22 protein-coding genes are annotated in these 22,692 nt (G+C 69.5%); 9 read left to right on the top strand and 13 right to left on the bottom strand.

Annotated features, from left to right (window positions below):
- Positions 1–11 precede the first annotated feature (11 nt).
- Complete coding sequence (locus tag HOV77_RS29135) at positions 12–467, bottom strand: gamma-glutamylcyclotransferase family protein (RefSeq protein WP_290867741.1); 456 nt, start codon at positions 465–467, stop codon at positions 12–14.
- A gap of 115 nt (positions 468–582) precedes the next feature.
- Between HOV77_RS29135 and HOV77_RS29130 the strand changes: the two genes are divergently transcribed.
- The 4 genes from HOV77_RS29130 (at position 583) to HOV77_RS29115 (ending at position 5,410) form a co-directional block, all read left to right on the top strand.
- On the top strand, positions 583–1,986 hold the full coding sequence (locus HOV77_RS29130) for an NAD(P)H-quinone dehydrogenase (protein WP_290867738.1): 1,404 nt from the start codon (positions 583–585) through the stop codon (positions 1,984–1,986).
- Between the two features lie 78 nt (positions 1,987–2,064).
- Positions 2,065–3,630 (top strand): circularly permuted type 2 ATP-grasp protein, encoded by a 1,566-nt coding sequence (locus HOV77_RS29125; protein ID WP_290867735.1) that lies wholly within the window; start codon positions 2,065–2,067, stop codon positions 3,628–3,630.
- Positions 3,624–4,562, top strand: coding sequence for an alpha-E domain-containing protein (locus HOV77_RS29120; RefSeq protein WP_290867733.1), 939 nt, complete (start codon positions 3,624–3,626; stop codon positions 4,560–4,562). Before HOV77_RS29125 ends, HOV77_RS29120 begins: the two co-directional genes overlap by 7 nt.
- Positions 4,562–5,410, top strand: a complete 849-nt coding sequence (locus HOV77_RS29115) for a transglutaminase family protein (protein ID WP_290867822.1) — start codon at positions 4,562–4,564, stop codon at positions 5,408–5,410. The genes HOV77_RS29120 and HOV77_RS29115 overlap by 1 nt, the downstream gene beginning before the upstream one ends.
- A 76-nt stretch (positions 5,411–5,486) precedes the next feature.
- Here HOV77_RS29115 and HOV77_RS29110 read toward each other — a convergent pair whose 3' ends face one another.
- From HOV77_RS29110 to HOV77_RS29085, 6 genes are all read right to left on the bottom strand, one after another.
- A complete protein-coding gene (locus tag HOV77_RS29110; RefSeq protein ID WP_290867730.1) occupies positions 5,487–6,434 on the bottom strand; it encodes a class I SAM-dependent methyltransferase in 948 nt (315 codons plus the stop codon).
- A 9-nt stretch (positions 6,435–6,443) separates the two neighbouring features.
- Positions 6,444–7,316, bottom strand: coding sequence for a pyridoxal-phosphate dependent enzyme (locus tag HOV77_RS29105; RefSeq protein WP_290867727.1), 873 nt, complete (start codon positions 7,314–7,316; stop codon positions 6,444–6,446).
- An 84-nt stretch (positions 7,317–7,400) separates the two neighbouring features.
- Positions 7,401–8,840 (bottom strand): GuaB1 family IMP dehydrogenase-related protein, encoded by a 1,440-nt coding sequence (locus HOV77_RS29100; RefSeq protein ID WP_290867725.1) that lies wholly within the window; start codon positions 8,838–8,840, stop codon positions 7,401–7,403.
- Between the two features lie 9 nt (positions 8,841–8,849).
- Positions 8,850–9,488 carry a hypothetical protein gene (locus HOV77_RS29095; RefSeq protein WP_290867722.1) on the bottom strand — a complete coding sequence of 213 codons (639 nt, stop codon included), beginning with the start codon at positions 9,486–9,488 and terminating at the stop codon, positions 8,850–8,852.
- Entirely contained in the window at positions 9,485–9,853 is a 369-nt protein-coding gene (locus HOV77_RS29090; RefSeq protein ID WP_290867720.1) for a hypothetical protein, read from the bottom strand. Before HOV77_RS29090 ends, HOV77_RS29095 begins: the two co-directional genes overlap by 4 nt.
- A gap of 187 nt (positions 9,854–10,040) precedes the next feature.
- Positions 10,041–11,792 (bottom strand): biotin carboxylase N-terminal domain-containing protein, encoded by a 1,752-nt coding sequence (locus HOV77_RS29085; protein ID WP_290867717.1) that lies wholly within the window; start codon positions 11,790–11,792, stop codon positions 10,041–10,043.
- Between the two features lie 97 nt (positions 11,793–11,889).
- Here HOV77_RS29085 and HOV77_RS29080 point away from each other — a divergent pair, with 97 nt between their 5' ends.
- The 5 genes from HOV77_RS29080 (at position 11,890) to HOV77_RS29060 (ending at position 17,660) form a co-directional block, all read left to right on the top strand.
- Positions 11,890–12,510 (top strand): PadR family transcriptional regulator, encoded by a 621-nt coding sequence (locus tag HOV77_RS29080; RefSeq protein ID WP_290867715.1) that lies wholly within the window; start codon positions 11,890–11,892, stop codon positions 12,508–12,510.
- A gap of 210 nt (positions 12,511–12,720) precedes the next feature.
- Complete coding sequence (locus HOV77_RS29075; protein ID WP_290867820.1) at positions 12,721–13,671, top strand: ATP-binding cassette domain-containing protein; 951 nt, start codon at positions 12,721–12,723, stop codon at positions 13,669–13,671.
- 2 nt (positions 13,672–13,673) lie between these two features.
- Positions 13,674–14,429: an ABC transporter permease gene (locus HOV77_RS29070; RefSeq protein WP_290867714.1), complete on the top strand. Its 756-nt coding sequence runs from the start codon at positions 13,674–13,676 to the stop codon at positions 14,427–14,429.
- A gap of 278 nt (positions 14,430–14,707) precedes the next feature.
- On the top strand, positions 14,708–16,381 hold the full coding sequence (locus HOV77_RS29065; RefSeq protein WP_290867712.1) for a S8 family serine peptidase: 1,674 nt from the start codon (positions 14,708–14,710) through the stop codon (positions 16,379–16,381).
- 85 nt (positions 16,382–16,466) lie between these two features.
- Complete coding sequence (locus HOV77_RS29060; RefSeq protein WP_290867709.1) at positions 16,467–17,660, top strand: MFS transporter; 1,194 nt, start codon at positions 16,467–16,469, stop codon at positions 17,658–17,660.
- A gap of 149 nt (positions 17,661–17,809) precedes the next feature.
- Here the strand turns inward: HOV77_RS29060 and HOV77_RS29055 are convergent, their stop codons facing one another.
- The 6 genes from HOV77_RS29055 to HOV77_RS29030 all read right to left on the bottom strand — a co-directional run bounded on the left by HOV77_RS29055 (position 17,810) and on the right by HOV77_RS29030 (position 22,603).
- Positions 17,810–18,472, bottom strand: a complete 663-nt coding sequence (locus tag HOV77_RS29055; protein ID WP_290867707.1) for an O-methyltransferase — start codon at positions 18,470–18,472, stop codon at positions 17,810–17,812.
- On the bottom strand, positions 18,469–19,092 hold the full coding sequence (locus HOV77_RS29050; RefSeq protein WP_290867705.1) for a nucleoside triphosphate pyrophosphatase: 624 nt from the start codon (positions 19,090–19,092) through the stop codon (positions 18,469–18,471). The genes HOV77_RS29055 and HOV77_RS29050 overlap by 4 nt, the downstream gene beginning before the upstream one ends.
- Before the next feature lie 31 nt (positions 19,093–19,123).
- Positions 19,124–19,327: an acyl-CoA carboxylase subunit epsilon gene (locus HOV77_RS29045; RefSeq protein WP_290867703.1), complete on the bottom strand. Its 204-nt coding sequence runs from the start codon at positions 19,325–19,327 to the stop codon at positions 19,124–19,126.
- Between the two features lie 102 nt (positions 19,328–19,429).
- Positions 19,430–20,008 carry a hypothetical protein gene (locus HOV77_RS29040; RefSeq protein ID WP_290867700.1) on the bottom strand — a complete coding sequence of 193 codons (579 nt, stop codon included), beginning with the start codon at positions 20,006–20,008 and terminating at the stop codon, positions 19,430–19,432.
- A gap of 28 nt (positions 20,009–20,036) precedes the next feature.
- Positions 20,037–21,227 (bottom strand): type VII secretion-associated serine protease mycosin, encoded by a 1,191-nt coding sequence (mycP, locus tag HOV77_RS29035; protein WP_290867697.1) that lies wholly within the window; start codon positions 21,225–21,227, stop codon positions 20,037–20,039.
- Positions 21,224–22,603 (bottom strand): hypothetical protein, encoded by a 1,380-nt coding sequence (locus HOV77_RS29030; protein WP_290867695.1) that lies wholly within the window; start codon positions 22,601–22,603, stop codon positions 21,224–21,226. The genes mycP and HOV77_RS29030 overlap by 4 nt, the downstream gene beginning before the upstream one ends.
- Positions 22,604–22,692 lie beyond the last annotated feature (89 nt).

The following is a 22,692-nucleotide window of genomic DNA, read 5'->3' as shown; positions in this document are numbered from 1 at the left end:
CGGCGGGCGGGTCAGATCGAGTTGTTGCGCGTCGGCCGCGCCCGGAGGTCCGCGACGTAATCGTCGGGGGCGCCGGCCTTGGCGGCGGCGTTCGCGATCTCGTTCAGATACCAGACCGTCGGCAGGCCGCCCTCGTACCCGTTGAAGACGTAGACCCAGGCGGTGACGTCCCCGTCCAGCGCGTGCACGCGCACGTGCAGCTTGCGGTAGGTCCCCGCGACGACGCCCTCGACCTCGTCGAGTTGCGACTCGTCCCAGGGATGCACGTCGTAGAGCGACACGAAGACACGGTCGCCCGGCGACTCGACGATCGTCGTGACGGCGCCCTCCCACCCGATGACCTCTTCGCCGGCGAAGGTGATTCGCCAACCTTCCAGCCAGCCCACGCCGACCATCGGCGAGTGCGGGCAGTAGGCTCGCATTCGGGCGGGGTCGAGGTTGGAGCCGTACGCAGCGTAATGACGCACGGCGATGACGATAGTCCGCCTGGGGCGTACGAGAGAATATGGCGTGGCGTGTCGCATGTCGCGCGGGCTCGAAAGACGCTCAGACGACCGTGTGGACAAACAGGGGAAAATCGCCGTGAACCGGATTGTGATCATCGGTGGGGGACCGGCCGGCTATGAGGCGGCGCTCGTCGCCGCGCAACTCGACGCGGATGTCACCGTGGTCGAGGCGGACGGCGCAGGCGGTGCCTGCGTCCTGCACGACTGCGTACCGTCGAAGACCTTCATCGCCAGCTCAGACGTGGTCACCGGCTATCGCGACACCGAAGGGTTCGGCATCCACTCGGACGGGCTGGAAGCCATCACCGTCGACGCGCCGGCCGTGCACGAACGGGTGAAGCGTCTCGCCGCCGCGCAGTCGACGGACATTCATACCAAGTTGATAAAGGCGGGCGTAAGCGTCGTTCACGGACGCGCGCGGCTCGGTGAGGACTCCCTCGGCCATCGGCACAAGATCCACATCAAGCCCTCCGGCGATCACGCAGAGTATTCGATCGATGCCGGGACGGTGCTCATCGCGACCGGGGCGACGCCGCGCATCCTCGCCGACGCCGAGCCGGACGGCGAGCGCATCCTGACCTGGCGTCAGGTCTACGACCTGCCCGCCCTGCCCGAGCATCTGATCGTGGTGGGCTCCGGCGTCACCGGCGCCGAGTTCGCGTCGGCGTACCTGGCCATGGGGGTGCAGGTCACCCTGGTCTCCAGCCGCGACCGCGTCATGCCGCACGAAGACGCTGACGCGGCCATGGCCATCGAGCGGGTCTTCCGGGCCCGCGGCATGCAGATCATGAACAATTCCAGAGCCTCGGCCGTACGCCGTGTCGGCGACACGGTCGAGGTGGCGTTGGCCGACGGCCGCACCGTGACCGGTTCGCACTGCCTGATGGCAGTGGGGTCGGTGCCGAACACCGCCGACCTGGGGCTGGTCGAGTACGGCGTCGCCGTCGCACCGGGCGGCTACGTCTCGGTGGACCGCGTCTCCCGGACGAACGTGCCCGGCATCTACGCCGCCGGCGACTGCACCGGCGTACTGCCGCTCGCCAGTGTGGCGGCGATGCAGGGCCGGATCGCCATGTGGCACGCGCTGGGTGAGGCCGTCGCGCCGCTGCGCCTCAAGACGGTCGCGGCCAACGTTTTCACCGATCCCGAGCTGGCCACCGTCGGCGTGAGCCAGGAGGCGGTGATCAGCGGAAAGGTACCGGCCCGGGAGGTCATGCTGCCGCTGAGCGGCAACGCCCGGGCGAAGATGGCCGGCATCGAGGACGGCTTCATCAAGCTCTTCTGCCGGCCCGCCTCCGGGCAGGTCGTCGGCGGCGTCGTGGTGTCGCCCAAGGCCAGCGAGCTGATCATGCCGATCGCCTTGGCGGTGGAGAACCACCTCACGGTGGATCAGGTCGCGCACACCATCACGATCTACCCGTCGCTGTCCGGCTCCATCGCCGAGGCCGCTCGGCAGCTCATGCAGCACCAGACCGACTAGCGCCGGAGCGAACGCAAAACGCGTCCACGACGTGAGCGGATTTACCTATTTGCAACGCACTGCGCGTAGCGTCTGGGCATGGCGGACCTTTTCGAGGACTACCCGCTCGGCGCGCCCGGGACCGTCTGGGACGAGATGTTCGACGCCCCCGGTCTTCCCCGCGCCGACTACGACGCGTTGCACGCCACCTTGCGGCCGCTCGCCGGCAGCGATCTGCGGGTCCGGGCCGACGTGCTGGCCCGGGCCTTCCTCGACCAGGGCATCACGTTCGCTCTCGGCGGCGTCGAGCGGCCGTTCCCGCTCGACATCATCCCCCGGATCATCGCCGCCGCTCAGTGGCGGCACGTCGAATCCGGTGTGGTCCAACGCGTACGCGCGCTGGAGGCGTTTCTGGCCGACGTCTACGGACCGGGTCAGGTGCTCGCCGACGGGGTGGTGCCGCGCCGTCTCGTGGTGACGAGTGCCCACTTTCACCGAGAGGCGGCCGGAGTCGTCCCCGCCAACGGCGTACGCGTCCACGTGGCGGGCGTGGACTTGATCCGCGACGAACAAGGCGACTTCCGAGTCCTGGAGGACAACGTACGCATCCCGTCCGGGGTCTCCTACGTGATGGAGAACCGTCGTGCGATGGCCCACGTACTGCCCGAGGTATTCGCGGCCACCCGCATTCAGCCGGTCGAGGCGTACCCGGCGCTGTTGCTGCGAGCATTGCGGGCGGCGTCGGGGATGGACGAACCGACGGTCGTGGTGCTGACTCCCGGCGTACACAACTCTGCTTATTTCGAGCACGCGTTGCTGGCCCGGGAGATGGGCGTCGAGCTGGTCGAGGGCCGGGACCTGATCTGCGTGGGCAATGAGGTGGCCATGCGCACGACGGCGGGTGAGCGGCGGGTGGACGTGATCTACCGGCGGGTCGACGACGAGTTCCTCGATCCGGTGCAGTTCCGCGCGGATTCGGTGCTGGGCTGTGCCGGGCTGCTCAACGCGGCGCGCGCGGGCAAGGTGACGCTCGCGAACGCCGTGGGCAACGGCGTCGCCGACGACAAGCTGCTCTACACGTACGTGCCGGACCTCATCCGCTACTACCTCAACGAAGAGCCGATTCTGCCCAATGTGGAGACTTATCGGCTGGACGACCCGGAGGTTCGCGCCGACGTGCTGAGCCGGTTGGATCAGCTCGTGCTCAAGCCGGTCGACGGGTCGGGCGGCGCGGGCATCGTGATCGGCTCGGCCGCGACCGAGGAGCAGTTGGCGGCGGTCGCCCAGCGGATCGAGGTCGACCCGCGCGGCTGGATCGCACAACGCGAGGTACGCCTGTCGACCGTGCCGACGCTGATCGGCGACCGGTTGCGGCCGCGGCACGTCGATCTGCGGCCGTTCGCGGTGAACGACGGCACGACCATATCGGTCCTGCCGGGCGGGCTCACCCGGGTGGCGTTGCCGGAGGGTGCGCTGGTGGTGAACTCCAGCCAGGGCGGCGGTTCCAAGGACACCTGGGTGGTCACGGAGTCCGGGATGCCGGTGCCCATGCAGCGCGCGCCCGAGCCGCCGCCGCTGGAATCGGCCCTCCCGGATCCCGGCCCGGGCATCGGCGGCCTGGCGCAGCAGCAACAGCAACAGCAGCAGGCGGTGACGTCGTGCTGAGCCGCATCGCCGAGTCGCTCTACTGGATCGGCCGCTACGTCGAGCGGGCCGAGGACACCGCGCGCATTCTCGACGTCCACCTGCACCGGATGCTGCAGGATCCGTGGACCGACGAGGAGCGGGCCTGCCGCTCCCTGCTGTCCGTCATGGGCGTGCAGGTCGCGCAGGAGGCCGTGGGTCTGACCGCCGTCGTCGAACGGCTCGGCCTCGACCGCGGCGACCCCAGCTCGGTCCTCGGCGCGCTCGCCGCCGCGCGGGAGAACGCCCGCGGCTGCCGCGAGACCGTCAGCTCCGAGATGTGGGAATGCCTCAACACCACGTGGCTCGGTCTGGGCGACGCCCGCGCGCGGATCGAGGTCCGCGGCGTGCACGCCTTCTTCCAATGGGTACGCGAAAGATGCAGCGTGCTGGCCGGGTTGGCGGACGCCACGATGAGCCGTGACGAAGGCTGGCTGTTCCTGGTGCTCGGCCGGAGTGTGGAACGGGTCGACATGACCGCCCGCCTGCTGTCGACGCATACGCGAGCCGGCGGCAGCATCCCGAGCTGGCTGATGCTGCTCCGAAGTTGCGGCGCTTGGGAGACCTATCTACGGACGTACCGCGGGTCGCTGAGCGATCGGCACGCAGCCGAGTTCCTGCTGCTGGACCGGTTGTTCCCGCGATCGGTGCTGGCCGCGCTGGTCAGTGCCGAGAACTGCCTGGCCGAGTTGGAGCCGGGCCGGGGCCGCGTCGGTGTCGGCACCGAAGCACAGCGCATCCTCGGCCGCGCCCGCACCGATCTCGCGTACCGGTCGCCGGATCACTTGCTCGACGACCTCCCGGCCGTCCTCGCCGGCCTGGAGCGGAGCTGCTCCCAGGTGAACGAGGCGGTCTCGGGCCGATACTTCCGGCAGACTGCGGCAGTCGCCTGGAGCGCGAAGGCGGTGGCGTGATGGGCTGGCGAGTACGCGTCGAGCACCACACCGGGTTCGAATACGCCGGTCCGGTGGTCTCCTCCTACAACGAGGCCCGGATGGTCCCCGGCACCGACGCCCGCCAGATCGTCCTGCAATCCTCGGTTGCCGTCCGGCCCTCGGCGCGGACCTTTCAGTACCACGATTACTGGGGCACCTTGGTCACCGCGTTCGACGTGCACGTTCCGCACGCGACCCTGGAAGTCGTGGCCGAATCGGTGGTGGAGACCTCCAGCCCCGCTGCGGTCCACGCTGACGGCCCAGGTTGGGCGGAGGTGAACGCCCCAGCGATCACCGACCGATGGGCCGAACTGCTGTTGTCCACGCCCCGGACAGCGCTGGACGCCGAACTCACCGAGACGGCGACCGAACTGCGCCGCTCTCACCGTACGCCGGACGAAGCCGCCCGAGCGGTCTGCGAGATGCTCCGCACAGAGATCGAATACGTGCCCGGAACGACGGGCGTGCTCACCGACGCCGTCCAGGTCTGGCGCCAGCGCCAAGGCGTATGCCAGGACATCTCGCACCTGGCGATCGCCCTGCTCCGGGCGATGGGCGTACCAGCACGCTACGTCTCCGGGTATCTGCACCCGACGCCGAACGCCGCACTGGGGGAACGGGTGGTCGGGCAGAGCCATGCCTGGATCGAGTGGTGGTCCGGCGAGTGGCGCTCGTTCGACCCGACGAACGGCGTACCCATCGGGGAACGTCACGTCCTCGTCGGCCGAGGTCGCGACTACGGCGACGTCCCACCCCTCAAAGGGGTGTTCGCCGGTGCGGGCGGGACCGGACAGCAGGTCGCGGTGACCATCACCCGCCTCCGGTAGGCACCAGATCACGGTTATGCAGGCTTCCCGGGCTCTTAGGAAGCCTGCATAACCGTGATCTCCAGGTAACGGGCGCCTAGACGAAGTCCCAGAACGGGCCGGACTTCGGATAGCTCCGTGAGCAGGGCGAGCAGGTAGCACTGTCCGCCGAGAAGGCGAGCGCGCCGCGGCAGGACGGGCACGCCATGCGATCGGTGAACGACTCGTCGGCAGACGGGGCGTACGGCGAGTCGACGGCGGGCACCCGGGTGGCGAGGACGAGCTGGGACGGGCCCAGCCAGCCCTTGCCGAGGCCCTGCGTCGCGGCTTCCATGCCTTGGACGAGCGGGCGGGCGTACCGGGCGACCTGGTCGGGGACCCGGCTCTCCCAACGGCGGAAGTTGTTGGCGCTGGCGCCGAGGCGGGTCTGGAAGCCGATGCCGGTCAGCCGGTCCCGGACGGCGTCCAGCTGGAAGTTGAAGTACTTCTCGTCGCTCGCCCCGGTGATCAGCGGCTCGGCCGAGCGGATCTGCCGGAGACGGCCGGTCGCGGCGCCCCGGACGAGACCGAGCAGGTGGTGCTTGATCGGCACGTCGACCAGCCACGACGACCGGACGATGCGGCCCATCTCGGCGAGCGCGCCGTCGACGTCGGACAGGTGGTGCAGTACGCGGATGACCATCCCACTGTCGAAGGCCAGATCGGCGAACGGGATGGCGTTGAGGTCGCACCGGACGAGGCCGAGCCGGCCGGAGGCGACCGCCTCGGGATGGCGGCGTGCGGCGTTGGTGAGGTTGGTCGCGGAGTAGTCGAGGATCACCGCGCGGTCGGCGTTCGGGAGGTAGTAGCCCGAGTTGCGGCCGAACGCGCCGCCGAGGTCCACGAACCACCGGTACGCACCCAGCCGGGGCACCAGCCGGCGCAGCGCCCGGTCTTCGGCCCAGAGTTCGTAGTCCCGGCCTTGCCAGTACTGCTGATAGTCGTAGCCGTTGGCGTCGTAATCGATGGTGGTGCCGAGGGTGGAGGGCGAATCGGCCTGCGTCATGGCGCCATCCTAAGCAGACAATACAGACAATGTCGGAGCAATCGGCTCGGAAGTCGGGCCGACCTCCGAAGTCGGCTCGGAAGTCGGCCGAACGATGAGCGACGGAGCGGTGTCGGCGCTGCTCAGCACGACGGCGACCCGTTCGCCGACGGACGGGCGATACCCCTCCCGCAGGTACGCGTACGCGCAGGCGGCCACGTCGTCGACGGCGATGCGGCGTTCCTCCCACAAATCGTGGCGAGCGACCGCGCACAGCTCGGGCGAACTGACCGCTTCGACGACGCGTACGTGGCTGGCCAGGGCGGCGGTGATCCCGGCGGTCAGCGCGGTGGCGCGTTCGGGGACGACGACGGTGTCGAGCTGCCCGAGCGTCTGCGTCCACAGTTCCAGCCCCACCGTGCCCGCCCCGGCGACCATCTGCGCCCAGCACTCCGGACTGAGGCCGGGGCAGTGCAGACCGCCGGTCGCGAGCGCGTGGCGTTCCGCCTCTAGCTGGGCGTCGGCGAGCGTACCGTCCACTGTGAGCGTGGTCGACGCGTTCGCTTCCGCAGAGGCGGGTGCGAAGACCGTCACGGGCAGGTCGAGTCGCCGGGCGACGTGGACGACGGCGGCCGCCACCGCCGGGGTGTACGCCGCGACCAGACCGGCGTCCGGGTCGAAGGTGCGGCGTTCCAACCCGGCGATGACCTGGTTGAACACGCCCCGCACCGGATAGCCGCCCGCGTGCTGGAGTTGCTCGAGTTTCAGCATCACGGTGGCCGGGAAGACGCCCGATTCCACCAGCGTCAGCGGCGTATGCCGGACGACGTTACGGGTACGCGCGGCGGCGGCCTCGACGTCGTTTCGGGTGACCATGCCGGTTGCGATCACGGTGGCTACCATGCCCTTGCCTTCATGCCCTGCAGGACGCCGCCGGTGCGGACGAAGTTGTCGGAGCCCGCACAACCGGCACTGGCTACAACGCGACTACCAACTCGTCGGCAACGGCATGCCCTCGGCGTACCCGGCGGACGACTGCACGCCGATGATCGCGCGCGAGTGGAATTCCTCCAGCGTACGAGCTCCGGCATAGGTGCAGGCACTGCGTACGCCCGCGACGATCTCGTCCAGCAGGTCCTCCACTCCGGGCCGCTGGGGATCGAGGTACATCTTCGCCGTGGAGATGCCCTCCTCGAAGACCGCCTTGCGGGCGCGGTCGAACGGCGAGTCGTCGGCCGTTCGCGCGCTGACCGCCCGGGCCGACGCCATCCCGAAGCTCTCCTTGTAGCGCCGCCCCTCGGCGTCGGTGTAGAGATCACCGGGCGATTCGTAGGTCCCGGCGAACCACGAGCCGATCATCACGTTCGCCGCGCCGGCCGCCAGAGCGAGCGCCACGTCCCGCGGATGGCGTACGCCGCCGTCGGCCCACACGGTCTTGCCCAGGTCACGAGCGGCCGCGGCACAGTCGAGGACGGCCGAGAACTGCGGTCGCCCCACGCCGGTCATCATCCGCGTGGTGCACATCGCGCCCGGTCCGACCCCCACCTTGAGAATGTCGGCACCGGCTTCCACCAGGTCGCGTACCCCTTCTGCGGTCACGACGTTGCCCGCCACGATCGGGACGGCCGGCTCCAGGCTCCGCACCGCGCGCAACGCGGTGATCATGCGCTCTTGATGACCGTGCGCGGTGTCCACGACCAGGGTGTCCACGCCCGCGTCCAGCAATGCGCGGGCCTTGCCCGCCACGTCGCCGTTGATGCCGATCGCCGCCGCGATCCGCAACCGCCCCTTCTCGTCCAACGCGGGCCGGTACAGCGTCGCGCGCAACGCGCCGGCCCTGGTCACGATGCCCACGAGGCGTCCGTCGTGGTCGATCACCGGGGCTACCTTCCGCCGCGCGGACGACAATGCGTCGAAGGCGATACGCGGATCGGCGCGGACGTCGACGGTCAAGGGGTCGACGGACATCACGTGGCGCAGCTGGGCGAACCGATCGACACCGAGAGTGTCGGTCTCGGTGACGATGCCGACCGGGCGTCGCTCGGCGTCCACGACGACGACCGCGCCGTGCGCCCGTTTCGGCAGCAGGTGGATCGCGTCGCCGACGGTGTCGGTCGGACCGAGCGTGATCGCCGTGTCGTGGACGAGATGCCTGTCCTTGACCCAGCCGATCACCTCCGTCACGACGTCGATCGGGATGTCCTGCGGGATGACGACGAGACCGCCCCGCCGGGCGATCGTCTCGGCCATCCGCCGCCCGGCCACCGCGGTCATGTTGGCCACCACGATCGGGATCGTGCAGCCGGTGCCGTCGCCCGTGGACAGATCGACCTCCAGCCGCGAGCCGACGTCGGAGCGGCTCGGCGCCATGAAGACGTCGTTGTAGGTCAGGTCGTGGGCGGGCGTCGCGCCCGTGAGGAACCGCATGTCCTCATGCTAGGGAGAGGCGGTGACGACGTCCGGGTTTCCGACCTCGCGGGCGATCTTCTCCAGGGTGCCCTTGGCCGACGCGCAGACCTCGTCGAACCGCCGGTACGCCTGGAAGACCAGCGCCGCTCCGTTGACCGCCGCCGTCCGGGCCTGCTCGAAGAGCTGCTCGAACTGCACCCGGTCGCCGTACTGCCCGGCGGCCGAGGCGACCGCGGGAAGGAGTCTGCCGGCCTCGGCCAGGTGCTGGCTGCCCTGGCGGATCACCCCGTCGACCTCGGCGACCTGGCTGTCCAGCTTCTCCAGGGCCGTCGTCGTCGCCAGGGAGGCGGCCCGGATCCGGGCCAGCCGGGCGCGCGCGCCGGTCAGGTCGACTGCGGCACGCTGGCTCGCGGTGCCGGCCCAGAGTTTGGTCAACTCCCGTTCGGTGGCGTCGACGATCTGGTCCGCCTCGTCGACCGTCTCCGGGCTCTGCAGCAGGGCGGCGTACGCCTCGTCGAGTTCGGTCACCGAGACTCGGCTGGTCAGCGTGGCCGCCGCCGCCACCAGGCGGTTCAGCTGATCGATGGACTCGGGCCCGACCGGCAACCGGCTCAGGTCGCCGCCCACACCGTAGAGCCGCTTCATCGTCTCGCGCGGAATGATCACAGCTTCCACCTCGACGGGTCGGTATGCGGAACGGGCACATCCGCGCGGTCGTCCACGATGTCGCGGGTCAGCCGCTTGGACTCCCGATCGGTCTGCTCATAGTCTTGGGCCGAGCGCACGAGGGCGTCGCCGATCTCCTGCAACTCGACCGCCGACCGACGGAGTTCTTCGGTGACCGCCGTCAGGCAGGTGGTCATTCCGGCCGCCACATCGGACCCCTCGGCCCCCGCAGCATTCGGATCGGCCGGGATGCCCAGCCGGCTCAGTGTGTCCCAGACCGGTAGCAGGACGGCCCGGGACTGGTCGCTCAGCTCGCGGCCGACCAGCCGCAGCCGCCCCGTATCGACAGTGATGGGTTCCGTCACTCCGGCAGGCTAACCGGTTCCGAACCTCCGCCGACACCCCCTGTGGATAACCGCGCCCCCTCCCCGTTGGCCCCCTCCCACCGCCCCCCGGTTCCGCCGGCCCCCGTCGCGTTGATCATGAACCTAGGGTTCCACATAAGGCCTTAAGTGGAACCCTAGGTTCATGATCAACGCGACGCGGCGGGGGTCAGGAGATGGTGCAGATGACGGCGCCGGCCTGAACGACCTCGCCCACCGTCGCGGTGAGGCCGGAGATCTTGCCGGCCTTGTGCGCGGTCAACGGCTGCTCCATCTTCATGGCTTCGAGCACGACGACGGGATCGCCCTCGGCTACCTCGTCACCCTCGGCCACCACGATCTTCACGATGGTGCCCTGCATCGGCGCGGTCAGGGAGTCGCCACTGGCCGCCGCCGACTGCCCCTTCTTCACACTGCTGCGCCGGGGCGCTGCTTTGGCCCCACCCGCGACCGGAGCCACCGAGCCCAGTCCGGCCGGAAGGCGTACAAGTAGGCGCTTGCCATCGACCTCGACCACCACGGTCGCGCGGTCGTCCACGGGCGTCTCGACGCCCGCCGCGGCGCTGAACGGTTCGACGGTGTTGGACCACTCCGTCTCGATCCATCGCGTGTGGACGGTGAACGGCTCCGTGGTGAAGGCGGGGTCGCGGACGATGAGCCGATGGAACGGCAGCACGGTGGCCATGCCCTCGACGACCATTTCGTCGAGTACGCGGCGCGCCCGCTCCAGCGCCTCGGACCGGCCCGCGCCGGTCACGATCACCTTGGCCAGCAGTGAGTCGAAGTTGCCGCCGATGACGCTGCCGGCCTCGATCCCGGTGTCGACCCGTACGCCGGGCCCGGCGGGCAGGGTCAGCGCGGTGACCGTGCCGGGAGCGGGCAGGAAGCCGCGACCGGGGTCTTCGCCGTTGATGCGGAACTCGATGCTGTGGCCGCGCGGCTGCGGATCCTCGGTGAAGCGCAACGGTTCGCCGTCAGCGATCCGGAACTGCTCGCGGACGAGGTCGAGGCCGGTGGTCTCCTCGCTGACCGGGTGTTCCACCTGCAACCGCGTGTTGACCTCGAGGAACGAGATGGTGCCGTCCTGCCCGACGAGGTACTCGACAGTCCCCGCGCCGTGGTAGTTCGCCTCGCGGCAGATCGCCTTGGCCGACTCGTGGATCGCCCGGCGCTGCTCGTCGGTGAGGAACGGAGCCGGGGCCTCCTCGACCAGCTTCTGGTGACGGCGTTGCAGCGAGCAGTCGCGGGTGCCGACGACGATGACGTTGCCGTGCTGGTCGGCGAGGACCTGCGCCTCGACGTGCCGGGGCCGGTCGAGGTAGCGCTCGACGAAGCATTCGCCCCGGCCGAAGGCGGCGACCGCCTCACGGGTCGCGGACTCGAAGAGATGCGGGATCTCCTCCAGTGTGCGAGCCACCTTGAGGCCGCGTCCGCCGCCGCCGAAGGCCGCTTTGATCGCGACGGGCAGCCCGTACTGCTCGGCGAAGGTGATGATCTCGGCCGCGTTCTTGACCGGCTCCGGCGTACCGGGGACGAGGGGAGCGCCCGCGCGCTGGGCGATGTGCCGGGCGGTCACCTTGTCACCGAGGTCGCGGATCGCCTGCGGGGTCGGCCCGATCCAGGTCAGCCCGGCGTCGGCGACGGCCTGGGCGAAGTCGGCGTTCTCGGAGAGGAACCCGTATCCGGGGTGGACGGCGTCGGCGCCCGCCTTCGCGGCGACCTCGATCAGCTTGTCGATGCGCAGATAGGTCTCGGCCGCCGTCTCGCCACCCAGGGCGTACGCCTCGTCGGCGAGCTTGGCGTGCAGCGCGTCGCGGTCGGACTCCGCGTAGACCGCCACGCTGCGCAGACCTGCGTCCCGGCAGGCGCGGATGACGCGTACGGCGATCTCACCCCGGTTGGCGATCAGCACTGTCCTCATGGGCCGCAGTCTAAACGGCCGTTCACTTCCGCGGTCTGTGCAATCGCTCACCGAAGCTACCCGATAGTTGAGCAAGTTTGAGTATTACGCTTAGGACATGTCGACGACGCGGCTCATGATCCTCGGACTGGTCAACTGGATGGAACCGGTCCACGGTTACGACGTACGCCGTGAGCTGCTGAGTTGGAACGCCGACAAGTGGGCCAAGATCCAACCCGGATCGATCTACCACGCGCTCAAGAAGATGACGGAGGAAGGCCTACTCGAAGCGGTCGCCACCGAACAAGTCGGGGCGCGCCCCGAGCGCACCACCTACAAGATCACCGTACGCGGCAAGGACGCCTTCGAGAACATGCTCCGCGAACAGTGGTGGGAGATCCAGACGGGCAGTGATCCGTTCACCGCCGCGTTCGCCTTCCTTCCCGCGTTGCCCCGCAAAGAGGCGGTCGCCGCCCTGCGTCACCGCGGTCGCATGCTCACCGTCACCACGCAGGGATTACGCGACATGATCGCGACCGGGCGTACGGACATCACCAAGCCCGTGCACGTCCAGTGGATGTTCGAACTGTGGATCGCCCGCGCCGAAGGGGAGATCGTCTGGTGCGAGCGGGTCGCCGAGCTCATCGAATCCGGCGTCTCCTACATGACCGGGACCAGTGCCGAGGTCGACGAGGAGGCGGGGTGGAAGGCGTACCGGGACAAGGTTGCGGACGTCTAGTTTCGCGCTGCGCCTTTGGCGCTTGGCGCTTCTTGGGCGCTTGGCGCTTTTTGGGCGCTGGATCAGGGTTCTGGGTCGAATCTTGACCGGAATACGACCCAGAACCCTGATCCAGCGCCGACCTGATCCAGCGCTGAACGCGACAGTCGCGTTATAGGCTTTATTCAAACTTGACCGCTCGCGTCATAACGCGATACTGTGCTGCCCATGATGATCGAGACCCATGGGCTGAAGAAGTCCTTCCGGTCGCGCCAGGGTCGCGAGACGAAGACGGTGGAAGCCGTCCGGGGGGTCGACCTCGCGGTCGCGCCCGGCGAGATCTTCGGCTTCCTCGGTCCCAACGGCGCGGGCAAGACCACCACCCTTCGCATGCTCGCCACCCTGATCACGCCGGACGGCGGTTCGGCCGTCGTCGCGGGCGCCGACCTGCGACGTGATCCGGGCGAGGTGCGCCGCCGCATCGGCTACGTCGCTCAGGGCGGCAGCACGTGGGACGAGTCGAGCGGGCGCGAGGAGCTCATCCTCCACGCCCGGATGTACGGCGTGAGCAAGGCCGAGGCGAAGCGCCGGGCCGCAGCGGTCCTCGACGCGTTCCAGCTCTCGGAGTACGCCGACCGCAAGTGCAAGACGTACTCAGGGGGCCAGCGCCGCCGCGTGGACATCGCGCTCGGCATCATCCACCAGCCCAAGATCGTCTTCCTCGACGAGCCGACGACCGGACTCGACCCGCAGAGCCGCGCGCACATGTGGGACGAGGTACGCCGCCTCCGCGACGAGAGCATGACGGTCTTCCTCACGACGCATTACCTCGAAGAAGCCGACGCACTCTGTGACCGCATCGCGATCATGGATCACGGTCAGGTCGTCGCCGAAGGCACGCCGGACTCCCTGAAGCAGGAGATCTCGGGTGACGTGGTGAACATCGGCCTCACCGACGTCGCCCGGGGTGCGGAGGTGCTCGGCAGCGCCGAGTTCGTCCGCAAGCTGGAGACGATGGACGACGGCCTGCGTCTCTACGTCGACGAGGCGGGCAGCGCGATTCCGCTGATCCTGCGATCGCTCGACAGCGGCGGCGTCGGGATCGGGACGATCGAGTTGCACCGGCCCAGCCTCGACGACGTGTTCCTCACCAAGACCGGCCGAACCCTGCGGGAGAGCTGACGATGAAGATCCTCCGTGACACGTGGCTGGTTTTCAGCCGTCAGATCCTCCTTCTGCTGCGCAATCCGGTCTGGGTGGTCGTCGGCGTACTGCAGCCGCTGTTGTATCTGCTGCTGTTCGCGCCGCTGCTCAAACCGGCTCTCGGCGTACGCACCAACGCCGAGGCGTACCAGGTCTTCGTGCCCGGTCTGCTGGTCATGCTGGCCATCTTCGGGGCGCTGTTCTCCGGCTTCGGGCTCATCGCCGAGATGCGGGCGGGCGTCATCGAACGAAGCCGCGTCACTCCGGTCAGCCGGCTCGCCCTGATGCTGGGGCGGTCGCTTCGCGATGTCGTGACGCTGCTGGTCCAAGGCATCATGATCACTCTGATCGCGCTGCCGTTCGGTCTCTCCGTCGAGCTGCAGAACGTGCTGGTCGCGTACCTGATGCTGGCGCTGATAGCCATGTTGTGCTCGGCGGTGTCGGCCGCCGTCGCGCTCAAGGTACGCAGTGAGGACGCATTGGCGCCGCTGCTCCAGACGGTCAGCCAGCCGATCCTGCTGACGGCCGGCATCCTGCTGCCCCTGGCGTTCGCGCCGCAATGGCTGAAGAACGTCGCCAAGTGGAACCCGTTCTCGTGGGCGGTCGACGGCGTACGCGACCTGTTCAACGGGCACCCCGGCACCGACCACGTCTGGCAGGGGCTGACCATCGTCGGCTTGCTGACCGTGCTCACCGTGGTTTGGGCCGCCCGGGAGTTCGCGAAGTCCGTCCGTTAGTCCACAGTGGTCGCCCGGGCCGCCGTGTTGGGATGCCGTGTTGGGATGCGACCGGATCACGGATATCCATGCTTCCTGGGCTCGGGAAGCATGGATATCCGTGATCCGCAGCTGAGGGCGCCGAGCGCAGCGGCCGCGCAAGCGGGGCGAGCGCCGAACGTCCAGCGCAGCGAGCGCGAGCGCCACGCGTGGCCGCCGTTTTGCGCCGCGGGGTAGTCTGCCCTGCGGCGCTTCTGCGTCCACCGACGACAGGCTCGAGGGGCCGCGCTGGGGAGGTCATGATGCGGTGGCAGGCCAAGTCCGTGCTGATCACGGCCGTTGTGGCCGCACTCGTGCTGCCCGCTGCGCCGGCGGTGGCGGCTGACGCGACGCGGTCCGCCCAGTGGTGGCTGAGCAGCTTGAAGGTGGCGACCGCGCACAAGATCACCCAGGGGCGCGGGGTGACCGTCGCCGTCATCGACACCGGAGTCTTCGTCCATGAGGACTTGAAAGACCGGGTGCTGACGGGCATGGACTACACGACTGCGGCCGGTGGCAACGGGCAGATCGACACCGACGGCCATGGGACCTTCATCGCCGGGCTCATCTCCGGCCGGGGTCACGGCACCGGCCTGGGTCTCCTCGGCGTCTCCCCGAGCGCGCGGATCCTGCCGCTGCGGGTGGCCGTCGATCGTTCGCACTGGCCGACCGACGACACCGTGGCCAAGGCGATCGCGTACGCCCGGAAGAAGGGCGCGAAGATCATCCACCTCCCGGCGTACCAGGGTGATCAGGCGACGATGGACGCGGTCGCCAAGGCTGTCGCGGCCGGTGTCATGGTCGTCGCCGCGACCGGGAACACGACCTACGACAAGCAGATCATGCCGCCCGCCTCATGGCCCGGCGTCGTGGCCGTCACCGGCGTCGATCAGAGCGGCAAGTTCGACCCGCTCTACGTCGCGGGCGCGAAGGTGGACTTCGCCGCCCCCGGCAGCGGCATGATCAGCTTGGACAAGGTCGCGGGCAAGTACGTCACGCCGGTGTCGACCGGTGACGCCAGCGCGGTCACGGTCGGCGTCGCGGCGCTCGTCTGGGCCAAGTACCCCAAGATGAAGCTCGCCGAAGTGCTGACGGCGATGCAGAAGGGCGCGACCGACAAGGGCGCGAAGGGCAAGGACAACCAGTACGGCTACGGCATCGTGAACGCGGCGAACTCGCTGGCCGCGGCCCAGGTGATCGCGTCGCCGTCCCCGTCGGCCAGTCCCTCGGCGAGCCCGAGCCTGACTCCGACCGAGGAGGCTGCGGCGACCGAGTCGGCGATCGCCGAGCCGGTGGCGGACACCAAGGACACCGGTGGATCGATGATGCCGGCCCTCGGCATCGGTGGCGGTCTCGTCTTCCTGCTCCTCCTCGCCACCGGCGTGGTGCTGATCATGCGGCGTGGCCGGGGCGGTTCCCCGGCGATGGCCGGACCGGCGCCGCCGACCTCGCCGTGGGCTCCGCAGCAGGTCCAGCTCCCGGCGCCGGTGGCGGCGCAGCCGACCGTCCAGCCGACCCCGGTAGCGACCCAGCCGACGCACTACCAGATCCCAGCGCCCGCGCAGTACCAGCCCGCGACGGCGCAGCCGCAACAGCCCGCGGCGGAGCAGTACCAGCAAGCGGCACCCGCGCAGTACCAGCGAGCGGCCGATCAGACCCAGCAGCTGCCGGTGCACCGCCCACAGCAGCCCGCACAGCAGGCGTACCAGCCGCCGGCCCAAGCACAGACGGCTCAGGCACCGGCGGCGCAGGCACAGGCGGCGCAGCCGATGGCACACCGGGCGCCGGTCGACGCGCAGGCGCTCAACCAGCCCACGATGTCGATTCCCCAGCCGCGGTTCGCGTTCCCCGGGGACACGACGGAAGAAGGCCAGCCGAGCATCTACGACACGGCCACCTTCCCGACGGTGGAACGGCGGGAGGACGGCCGCTGATCGGCCGCCCGAGGTGGTCAAGCTCATAGCGGGCCTGGCCGTTCGACCCACTGAGGATCGGATCGCCGCTGCGTAGCGTGGATTCGTGCCCCACCTGCTCCGCGACCGTGTCACCTGGCTCATCTACGCCCAGCTCGGGGCGTGGGGCTACTTCCTCTACGGGTTCGGGCCGGTCGTGCCGTTGCTGCGGGACGAGAACCACGTGTCGAGCGCGGTCGCCGGCCTGCACAGCACCGCGATGGCGGCCGGTTCGATGATCGGCGGAGCCGTCGCCCCGTTCCTCCTGCGGCGCTTCGGCCGCGGTCACGCCATCTGGGGTTCGCTCGCCGGGGTCGTGGCCTGCGTCGTCGCCTTCGCCGCCCTGCGGGGCCTGGAGTTCACGTTGCCGCTCGCGGGGATCATCACGATCTTCGGCATCGTGCTGATCACCGGCGTGGTGGCCGCGCTCAACGAACGGCACGGTGCGGCGGCTCCGGCCGCGATCACCGAGGCCAACGCGGTCGCCACCGGCGCAGGCCTCGTCGCCCCGTTCGTCATCGGCCTCACGGTTAGTGCGGGCGCGGGGTGGCGGCCCGGCATGCTCACTCTGGTCGCGGTTATCGGGGCGATCGCGCTGGTCGCGTTCTTTTCACGGGTACGCCTTCCAGCCGGCGAAGTCGTGGCCGCCCGGGGTGCGGGCGGGCGACGGCCGCTCGGGCGGGCGTACCAGCTGGCCTGGGTGATGATGGCGGTCACCGGATCGGTCGAGGCGGGCCTGTCGCTGTGGGCCGCCGACCTGCTGCGCGACCGGGACGGGATGAGCGTCGGCGGGGCCGCCCAGGCGATCTCGGCGATCGTCGCGGGGATGTTCCTCGGCCGGTTCGTCGGAGCGCGGCTTTCCCTGCGAATCGCACCGCTGCGGCTCTACTTCGTCGCCCTGCTGACCAGCGCGGCAGGCTTCGCAGTCTTCTGGACGACGACGTCACCCGCCGTCGCCGTCGCCGGGCTGCTCCTGCTCGGACTGGGCAACGCCATGCATTACCCCATCGCGATCGCGCTGGCCCTCAAGGTCGTCCCGGACCAGCCCGACCGCGCGGCGGCGGTCGCCTCCTACTCGATGGGGATCAGCTTCGGCGCGGGACCGCTCGTGCTCGGCGCGACGGCCGACCTCGTCGGCGTACGCCTGGCCTTCCTGATCGTGCCGGTGCTGCTGGTCGTCGCGGGTGCGCTCGCCTGGCGACTGGGCCGGGCGATGACCCAGCCCGTTCCGTCGGCCGCGCTGGAGCCGCAGCCCGCCTGACGCGCCCGCCTCGGCGCTTGCGCTGGAGCCCCAGCCCGCCTGACGCGCCCGCCTGACGCGCCCGCCTCGGTGCTGGATCAGGGTTCGCGGTCGAATCTCACCCCAAGATTCGACCCAGAACCGTGATCCGGTGCCCAAGGGCGGACCGCTCAGCGCTTCCGAGCGAGCGTCAGACCGTCCCCGACGGGCAGCATGACCGGCTCGACACGCTTGTCGGCGACGACCATGTCGTTGAAGGCGACGATGGCGGCCGTCGCCGAGTTCTGCTCGGCCGGCGGGTCGATGACGGTTCCGCCGCGCAGCACGTTGTCGACCACGATGAGGCCGCCCGGCCGCATCCGGGGGACCAGAGCCTCCCAATAGCCCGGGTAGCCCTCCTTGTCGGCGTCGATGAACGCCCAGTCCAGATGCGGCTCGGTGGGCAGGTGGTTCAGGCCCTCCTGAGCCGGCCCGAGGCGGAGTTCGATCCGGTCGTCCAACCCGGCCCGCTCCCAGTAACGCTGGGCGATCGCGGTGTACTCGGCCGAGATGTCGAAGCAGATCAGGCTGGAGCCTGGCGGCATACCCCGGGCGACGGCGAGGCTCGACAGGCCGGTGAACGTGCCGACCTCCACCGCCGTGCGTACGCCGAGCAGCCGGGCGAGAAGCGTGAAGAAGGAGGCCTGCTCCGGGGAGATCTGCATCCCGGAGAGCGAGCCGAGGGCGGCCTGCGTCTCCTCGATCAGCTCGGCGACCAGGTCGTCGGGCGGAGTTCCGTGGGCGACCAGGTACTCGTGCAGTTCGGCATCGAGGGTCAGGGATCGCTTGCTCATGAACGCCTCCACAGGGACATGACCGTCAGGTCCAGCCGGGCCAGCAGGTGTCGCAGCACCGGCAGGGACAGTCCGATGATCGTGCTGGGGTCGCCGTCGATCCGCTCCACGAACGGCCCACCTAAACCGTCCATTTTGAACGCTCCGGCCACGCCGAGCGGCTCGCCGCTGGCCACGTACGCGTCGAGCTCCTCGTCGGTGATGTCGGCGAAGTGCACGACGGTCGAGGCGACCTCTTCGACCGCGTGGTCGTTGCCGAGATCGATCAGGCAGTGCCCGGTGTGCAGTACGCCGCTTCGCCCCCGCATCGCCTGCCAGCGCTTACGGGCCTCCTCGGGACCGTCCGGCTTGCCCAGGATCTCGCCGTCGAAGGCGAGCAGCGAGTCGCAGCCGAGAACGATGGTGTTCCCGGCGGGCAGGCCGTCGCCGAGCTCACCGGAGCGGATGCGAGTCGCGACGGCGTTGGCCTTGAGCCGGGCGAGCGTCGCGCACAAAGTCTCCGCGCTGGTTGCTTCCACGGCGTCCTCGTCGACCCCGCTGACCACGACGTACGGGTCCATTCCGGCGGAGGTGAGCAAGGTCAGGCGGGCCGGACTGGCCGAGGCGAGGACGAGGTTCATGGGCTCAGGCTAACCGCCGGGCGTCCGCCGTTCAGCGGGGCAGGCCGGACTCGCGCCAACCACGGGGACCGGCTGGAAGACCGCTGGCCCACCACGCGCTGCGCTGCGGCTCGACGACGGGGGCCGCTGCCGGAGCGAGGCTGACGAGGGCCCCGACCAGGGCCGCGACCTGCTCGGCCGTGGGATTGCCGTGGACCACGGTGATCACCGGCGATTCGGCGGAAGCGCTCGTCATGCCCTCATTCTGCCGCCCGCGTCCGGCCCGGGGGCTGCGATCCCGATCACAGAAAGGGCGCGCTCCCCAGTGGGGAACGCGCCCTTCGCGCGGCGTACGCGGTCAGCCGGTGACGGAGGTGCCGTCGTCCTGCGAGCCACTCTGCGTATTGCTGGTGTCCTGCGGAACCGTGACGGTCGTGTCCGTGCCCGGAACGTAGACCTGCGGGTCGGTACGCACCTGGGTGTTCGTGTTGACCGGAGTCTCGGTCGTCGTCGGTCCCTGGGTCATGACGTTGTCGACGCTCTTCGCCGTGGCCGCCGAGTACGCGTCGGCAGCGCCGTAGTTGGAGCTGATGATCGTGGCCGCCTCGGACAACGTGCCGGTCCCGGTGCCGTGGTCGAACAGCCGGTTCAGGGTCACCTGGCGAATCTCGGTATGCCGCTGCAGAGCCTCGATGAACTCGGTGAAGCTCTCGTTGGTGTACACGTCGCCGACGGACAGTTCTTCGGCCACCTTGTCGCGGTGGGGCAGGTAGTTCTGCTCCAGTTCGGTCTGCAACGACTTGGCGAACGAGTCCAGATCCTTGACGTTGATCTGGATGTCCTTGTAGTCGCTGATGAACTGCGACGGGCGGTCCTCCGGGGGCAGGTTGTGGTAGAGCCTCGGGTCGTACAGCAGCTTGTCGTTCGGATCCGTCATGGTCACACCTCCGTCGCTCGGATAGCAGTCATGGTCTCGGGCCGTTCGGCCACGTGGGTGGCGGTGGACCGGCCGGCGGGCCGGTCGATCGCCGGGGGCGCAGCGCCAGGAACAGCACCAACGCGATGATCGCCAAGAGGACGAGACCGCCGATGGCCAACGCCACCAGCAGTCCGACGTTGCTGGAGGAAGGTTCCGCCAGCGGCTCGGGCGACCGAGGGCTGTAGGTGGGCAGCGGGCTGGCCGACTTGCTCGGCTCGGCCGACGGGGCGACCTCGGCGGTCAACGCCTTGACGGGGTCGATCGCGCCGAACCCGTAGACCGGGTCGCGGCCGGGATCGCCCTTGTCCGTCGCGGTGGCCTCCAGCCGGTGGAGCACTTCGGCCGCCGACAGCTGCGGGAACTTCGACCAGACCAAGGCCGCGACGCCGGAGACGATCGCGGTCGAGTCGCTCGTCCCGGTGCCGTAGCGCCAGATGCCGCCCTTGTTGTCGCTGTAGATCTTCTCCGCGGGCGCGGTGAGCTCCACCTCGGCTCCGGTGATCGACGTCGAGAGATGGTTGCCCGACTTGTCGAGACCACCCACCGCGACCGCCCAGGGATACCGAGCCGGCACCTGTACGCCCGTGTCGTGCGCGTCGGTGTTCCCGGCCGCGGCGAAGATCAGCACCCCGGCCGCCTGCGCCTCGTTGACCGCGCGCAGCGTCTCGAGATCGCCCACGGACTGCGAGATGTTGATGATCTTCGCGCCGTTCTTGATCGCCCACCGGATGCCCTCGGCGACCGGCTTGTCGCCGCCTTCGACCGCTTTCGAGCCCGTTCCGACGCTCATGCGGATGGGGAGGATCTTCGCCTTGGGGGCGATCCCCAGCGCGCCGTCGCGGTTGCCGGTGCCGTGGCCGTGCGCGGCGATGATCCCAGCCATGCCGGTGCCGTGCCCGTCATCGTCGGCCCGGCCGTTGCCGGTGCCGCCGGCGATCACGTCGACGCCGGTCAGGACGTTGCCGGACAGGTCCGGATGATCGGCCACGCCGGTGTCGATCACCGCGACGGTGATCCCCTCGCCTTGCGAGATCTGCTGCGCTTCGGCGATCTTCAGAAAGCCGAGATGCCACTGCTGGGCCCGGATGTTGGGACCGTGTGCCGCGGCCGGCGCGGACGGCGCGAGGACGGCCGTAGCCGCCAGCGCCACCAGCGCCGACCGGTGCAGCAACCTCACCAGCGGCCGCCGATCGCGGGACCGGGGTCGATGGGGCCCGTGTCGCCTGGAGCATCGACGACCGGGTTGACGCCCTCCGCGACCTCCCACGGGTTGTCCGGATCCCACTCGTTGCCGTGCTCGTCCTCGCCCTTGCGGCCACGGCCGCCGGCACCGGCGCCGACCATGCCCGCGCCACGGCCACCGGCCACGCCTGCACCGCCGCGTCCGGCCGCACCGGGGCCACCGGCTGCGCCACCACGGCCGCCGATGACACCGCCGGCCGGGTTGACTCCGCGACTGGTCAGACCACCGGCGCCCGGACGACCGCCCGGCTGACCACCGATGATGCCCTGCGGGCCGACGAGCGGACGCCCGCCGCCCGGCAGACCGTTCGGAACCTTGCCCTGGCCCAGCACATTGGGGCCGAGCGGACCGGGGCGGCCCGTCGTCGTCGGCGGCAGGTTCGGCTTGATGACGCCCTGCGGGCCCACGGGCGGAACCGCGGGCGGCATGCCGATCGGACCGGTCGGCGGCGCGCCTGGCAGGGTCGGCGCCGTCGGCATGGGCGTCGGCGCGGTCGGGGTCGGCACGTAGGTGCTACCCGTCAGCGACGGCTGCGACGGCGGGATGTAGGACGGCATCGGAACCACCGGCGGCATCGAGCTCGAGCTGCTGCTGAAGGAGTTCGAGGAGCCGGTGGAGCCGGTCGATCCGGTGCTGCCGCTGTCGCCGCCGCCGTCGTCACGCGGCTTGCCCGCGAGCGTCGGCGGCGTGTAGGGCTGCGGCTCCACCATGTTGCCCTTGCTGACCACCAGATCGGTGCTCAGGTTCGACATCGCGGTCCGCGCCTGGTTGTCGAGAGCCTCCTGTTTGGACGCGACACTCGGGTCCGGATTGGACCGCTGCCACGCCGACAGGGCGCTCTTGTAGCTACCGGAGTCAGCGCCGTACGTGTCGGCGAGCTGCGACTTCTTGGCAGCGAGATTCTGGTCGTAGGTCGACTGCGTGCCAAGGTTCTTCAGCCACTCGTCGTACAGCGGCTTGACCTTGTACTTCGCCTCGCCGATCGCGGAGGCCAGGTTGGTGGCGCTGGTCTTGTTGGTGACCGCCCCGTCGTACACGTCCTGGACGCTCTTGATCAGCTCGTCGAGCTTGGTGACGTATGCCTGGGAGGCTTCGCTCTTCTCCGGCGGCCACGCCGTGACTAGCTGCTCCCGGAAATCCTTCAATCGATAAAGGTTCGTGGACGCGAGGTCGATGGCCTTCTGCCAGCCACTGGCCTGCTTCCACATCGGTTCGGTGTCGATATCACTGATGTGCGCCCACATGGTGGGCGTGTCCATGCTCCACCAGTTGGTACCACCGCCACCGCCACCGCCACCCGCGTCAAGCATCGCCAGACCCTCCCCAATGTTCGAGCGATCGATGCTGAGGATACTTTGCCAAGGCAACGAGGTGCTACCCAGTGGGACACCTGTGGATA

This window comes from Hamadaea sp. (assembly GCF_013362815.1).
In the GTDB taxonomy this organism is placed as follows: domain Bacteria; phylum Actinomycetota; class Actinomycetes; order Mycobacteriales; family Micromonosporaceae; genus Hamadaea.
Note: the sequence above shows the minus strand (reverse complement) of the source record. Positions and strands in the feature narration are given on the sequence as shown.

Bases quoted from the DNA above. Each gene is read 5' to 3' on its own strand.
- HOV77_RS29125 (WP_290867735.1), top strand. From the start codon at position 2,065: ATGGCGGACCTTTTCGAGGACTACCCGCTCGGCGCGCCCGGGACCGTC.
- HOV77_RS29115 (WP_290867822.1), top strand. From the start codon at position 4,562: ATGGGCTGGCGAGTACGCGTCGAGCACCACACCGGGTTCGAATACGCC.
- HOV77_RS29110 (WP_290867730.1), bottom strand. From the start codon at position 6,434: ATGACGCAGGCCGATTCGCCCTCCACCCTCGGCACCACCATCGATTAC.
- HOV77_RS29105 (WP_290867727.1), bottom strand. From the start codon at position 7,316: ATGGTAGCCACCGTGATCGCAACCGGCATGGTCACCCGAAACGACGTC.
- HOV77_RS29100 (WP_290867725.1), bottom strand. From the start codon at position 8,840: ATGCGGTTCCTCACGGGCGCGACGCCCGCCCACGACCTGACCTACAAC.
- HOV77_RS29085 (WP_290867717.1), bottom strand. From the start codon at position 11,792: ATGAGGACAGTGCTGATCGCCAACCGGGGTGAGATCGCCGTACGCGTC.
- HOV77_RS29080 (WP_290867715.1), top strand. From the start codon at position 11,890: ATGTCGACGACGCGGCTCATGATCCTCGGACTGGTCAACTGGATGGAA.
- HOV77_RS29075 (WP_290867820.1), top strand. From the start codon at position 12,721: ATGATCGAGACCCATGGGCTGAAGAAGTCCTTCCGGTCGCGCCAGGGT.
- HOV77_RS29070 (WP_290867714.1), top strand. From the start codon at position 13,674: ATGAAGATCCTCCGTGACACGTGGCTGGTTTTCAGCCGTCAGATCCTC.
- HOV77_RS29065 (WP_290867712.1), top strand. From the start codon at position 14,708: ATGATGCGGTGGCAGGCCAAGTCCGTGCTGATCACGGCCGTTGTGGCC.
- HOV77_RS29055 (WP_290867707.1), bottom strand. From the start codon at position 18,472: ATGAGCAAGCGATCCCTGACCCTCGATGCCGAACTGCACGAGTACCTG.
- HOV77_RS29050 (WP_290867705.1), bottom strand. From the start codon at position 19,092: ATGAACCTCGTCCTCGCCTCGGCCAGTCCGGCCCGCCTGACCTTGCTC.
- HOV77_RS29045 (WP_290867703.1), bottom strand. From the start codon at position 19,327: ATGACGAGCGCTTCCGCCGAATCGCCGGTGATCACCGTGGTCCACGGC.
- HOV77_RS29040 (WP_290867700.1), bottom strand. From the start codon at position 20,008: ATGACGGATCCGAACGACAAGCTGCTGTACGACCCGAGGCTCTACCAC.
- HOV77_RS29030 (WP_290867695.1), bottom strand. From the start codon at position 22,603: ATGCTTGACGCGGGTGGCGGTGGCGGTGGCGGTGGTACCAACTGGTGG.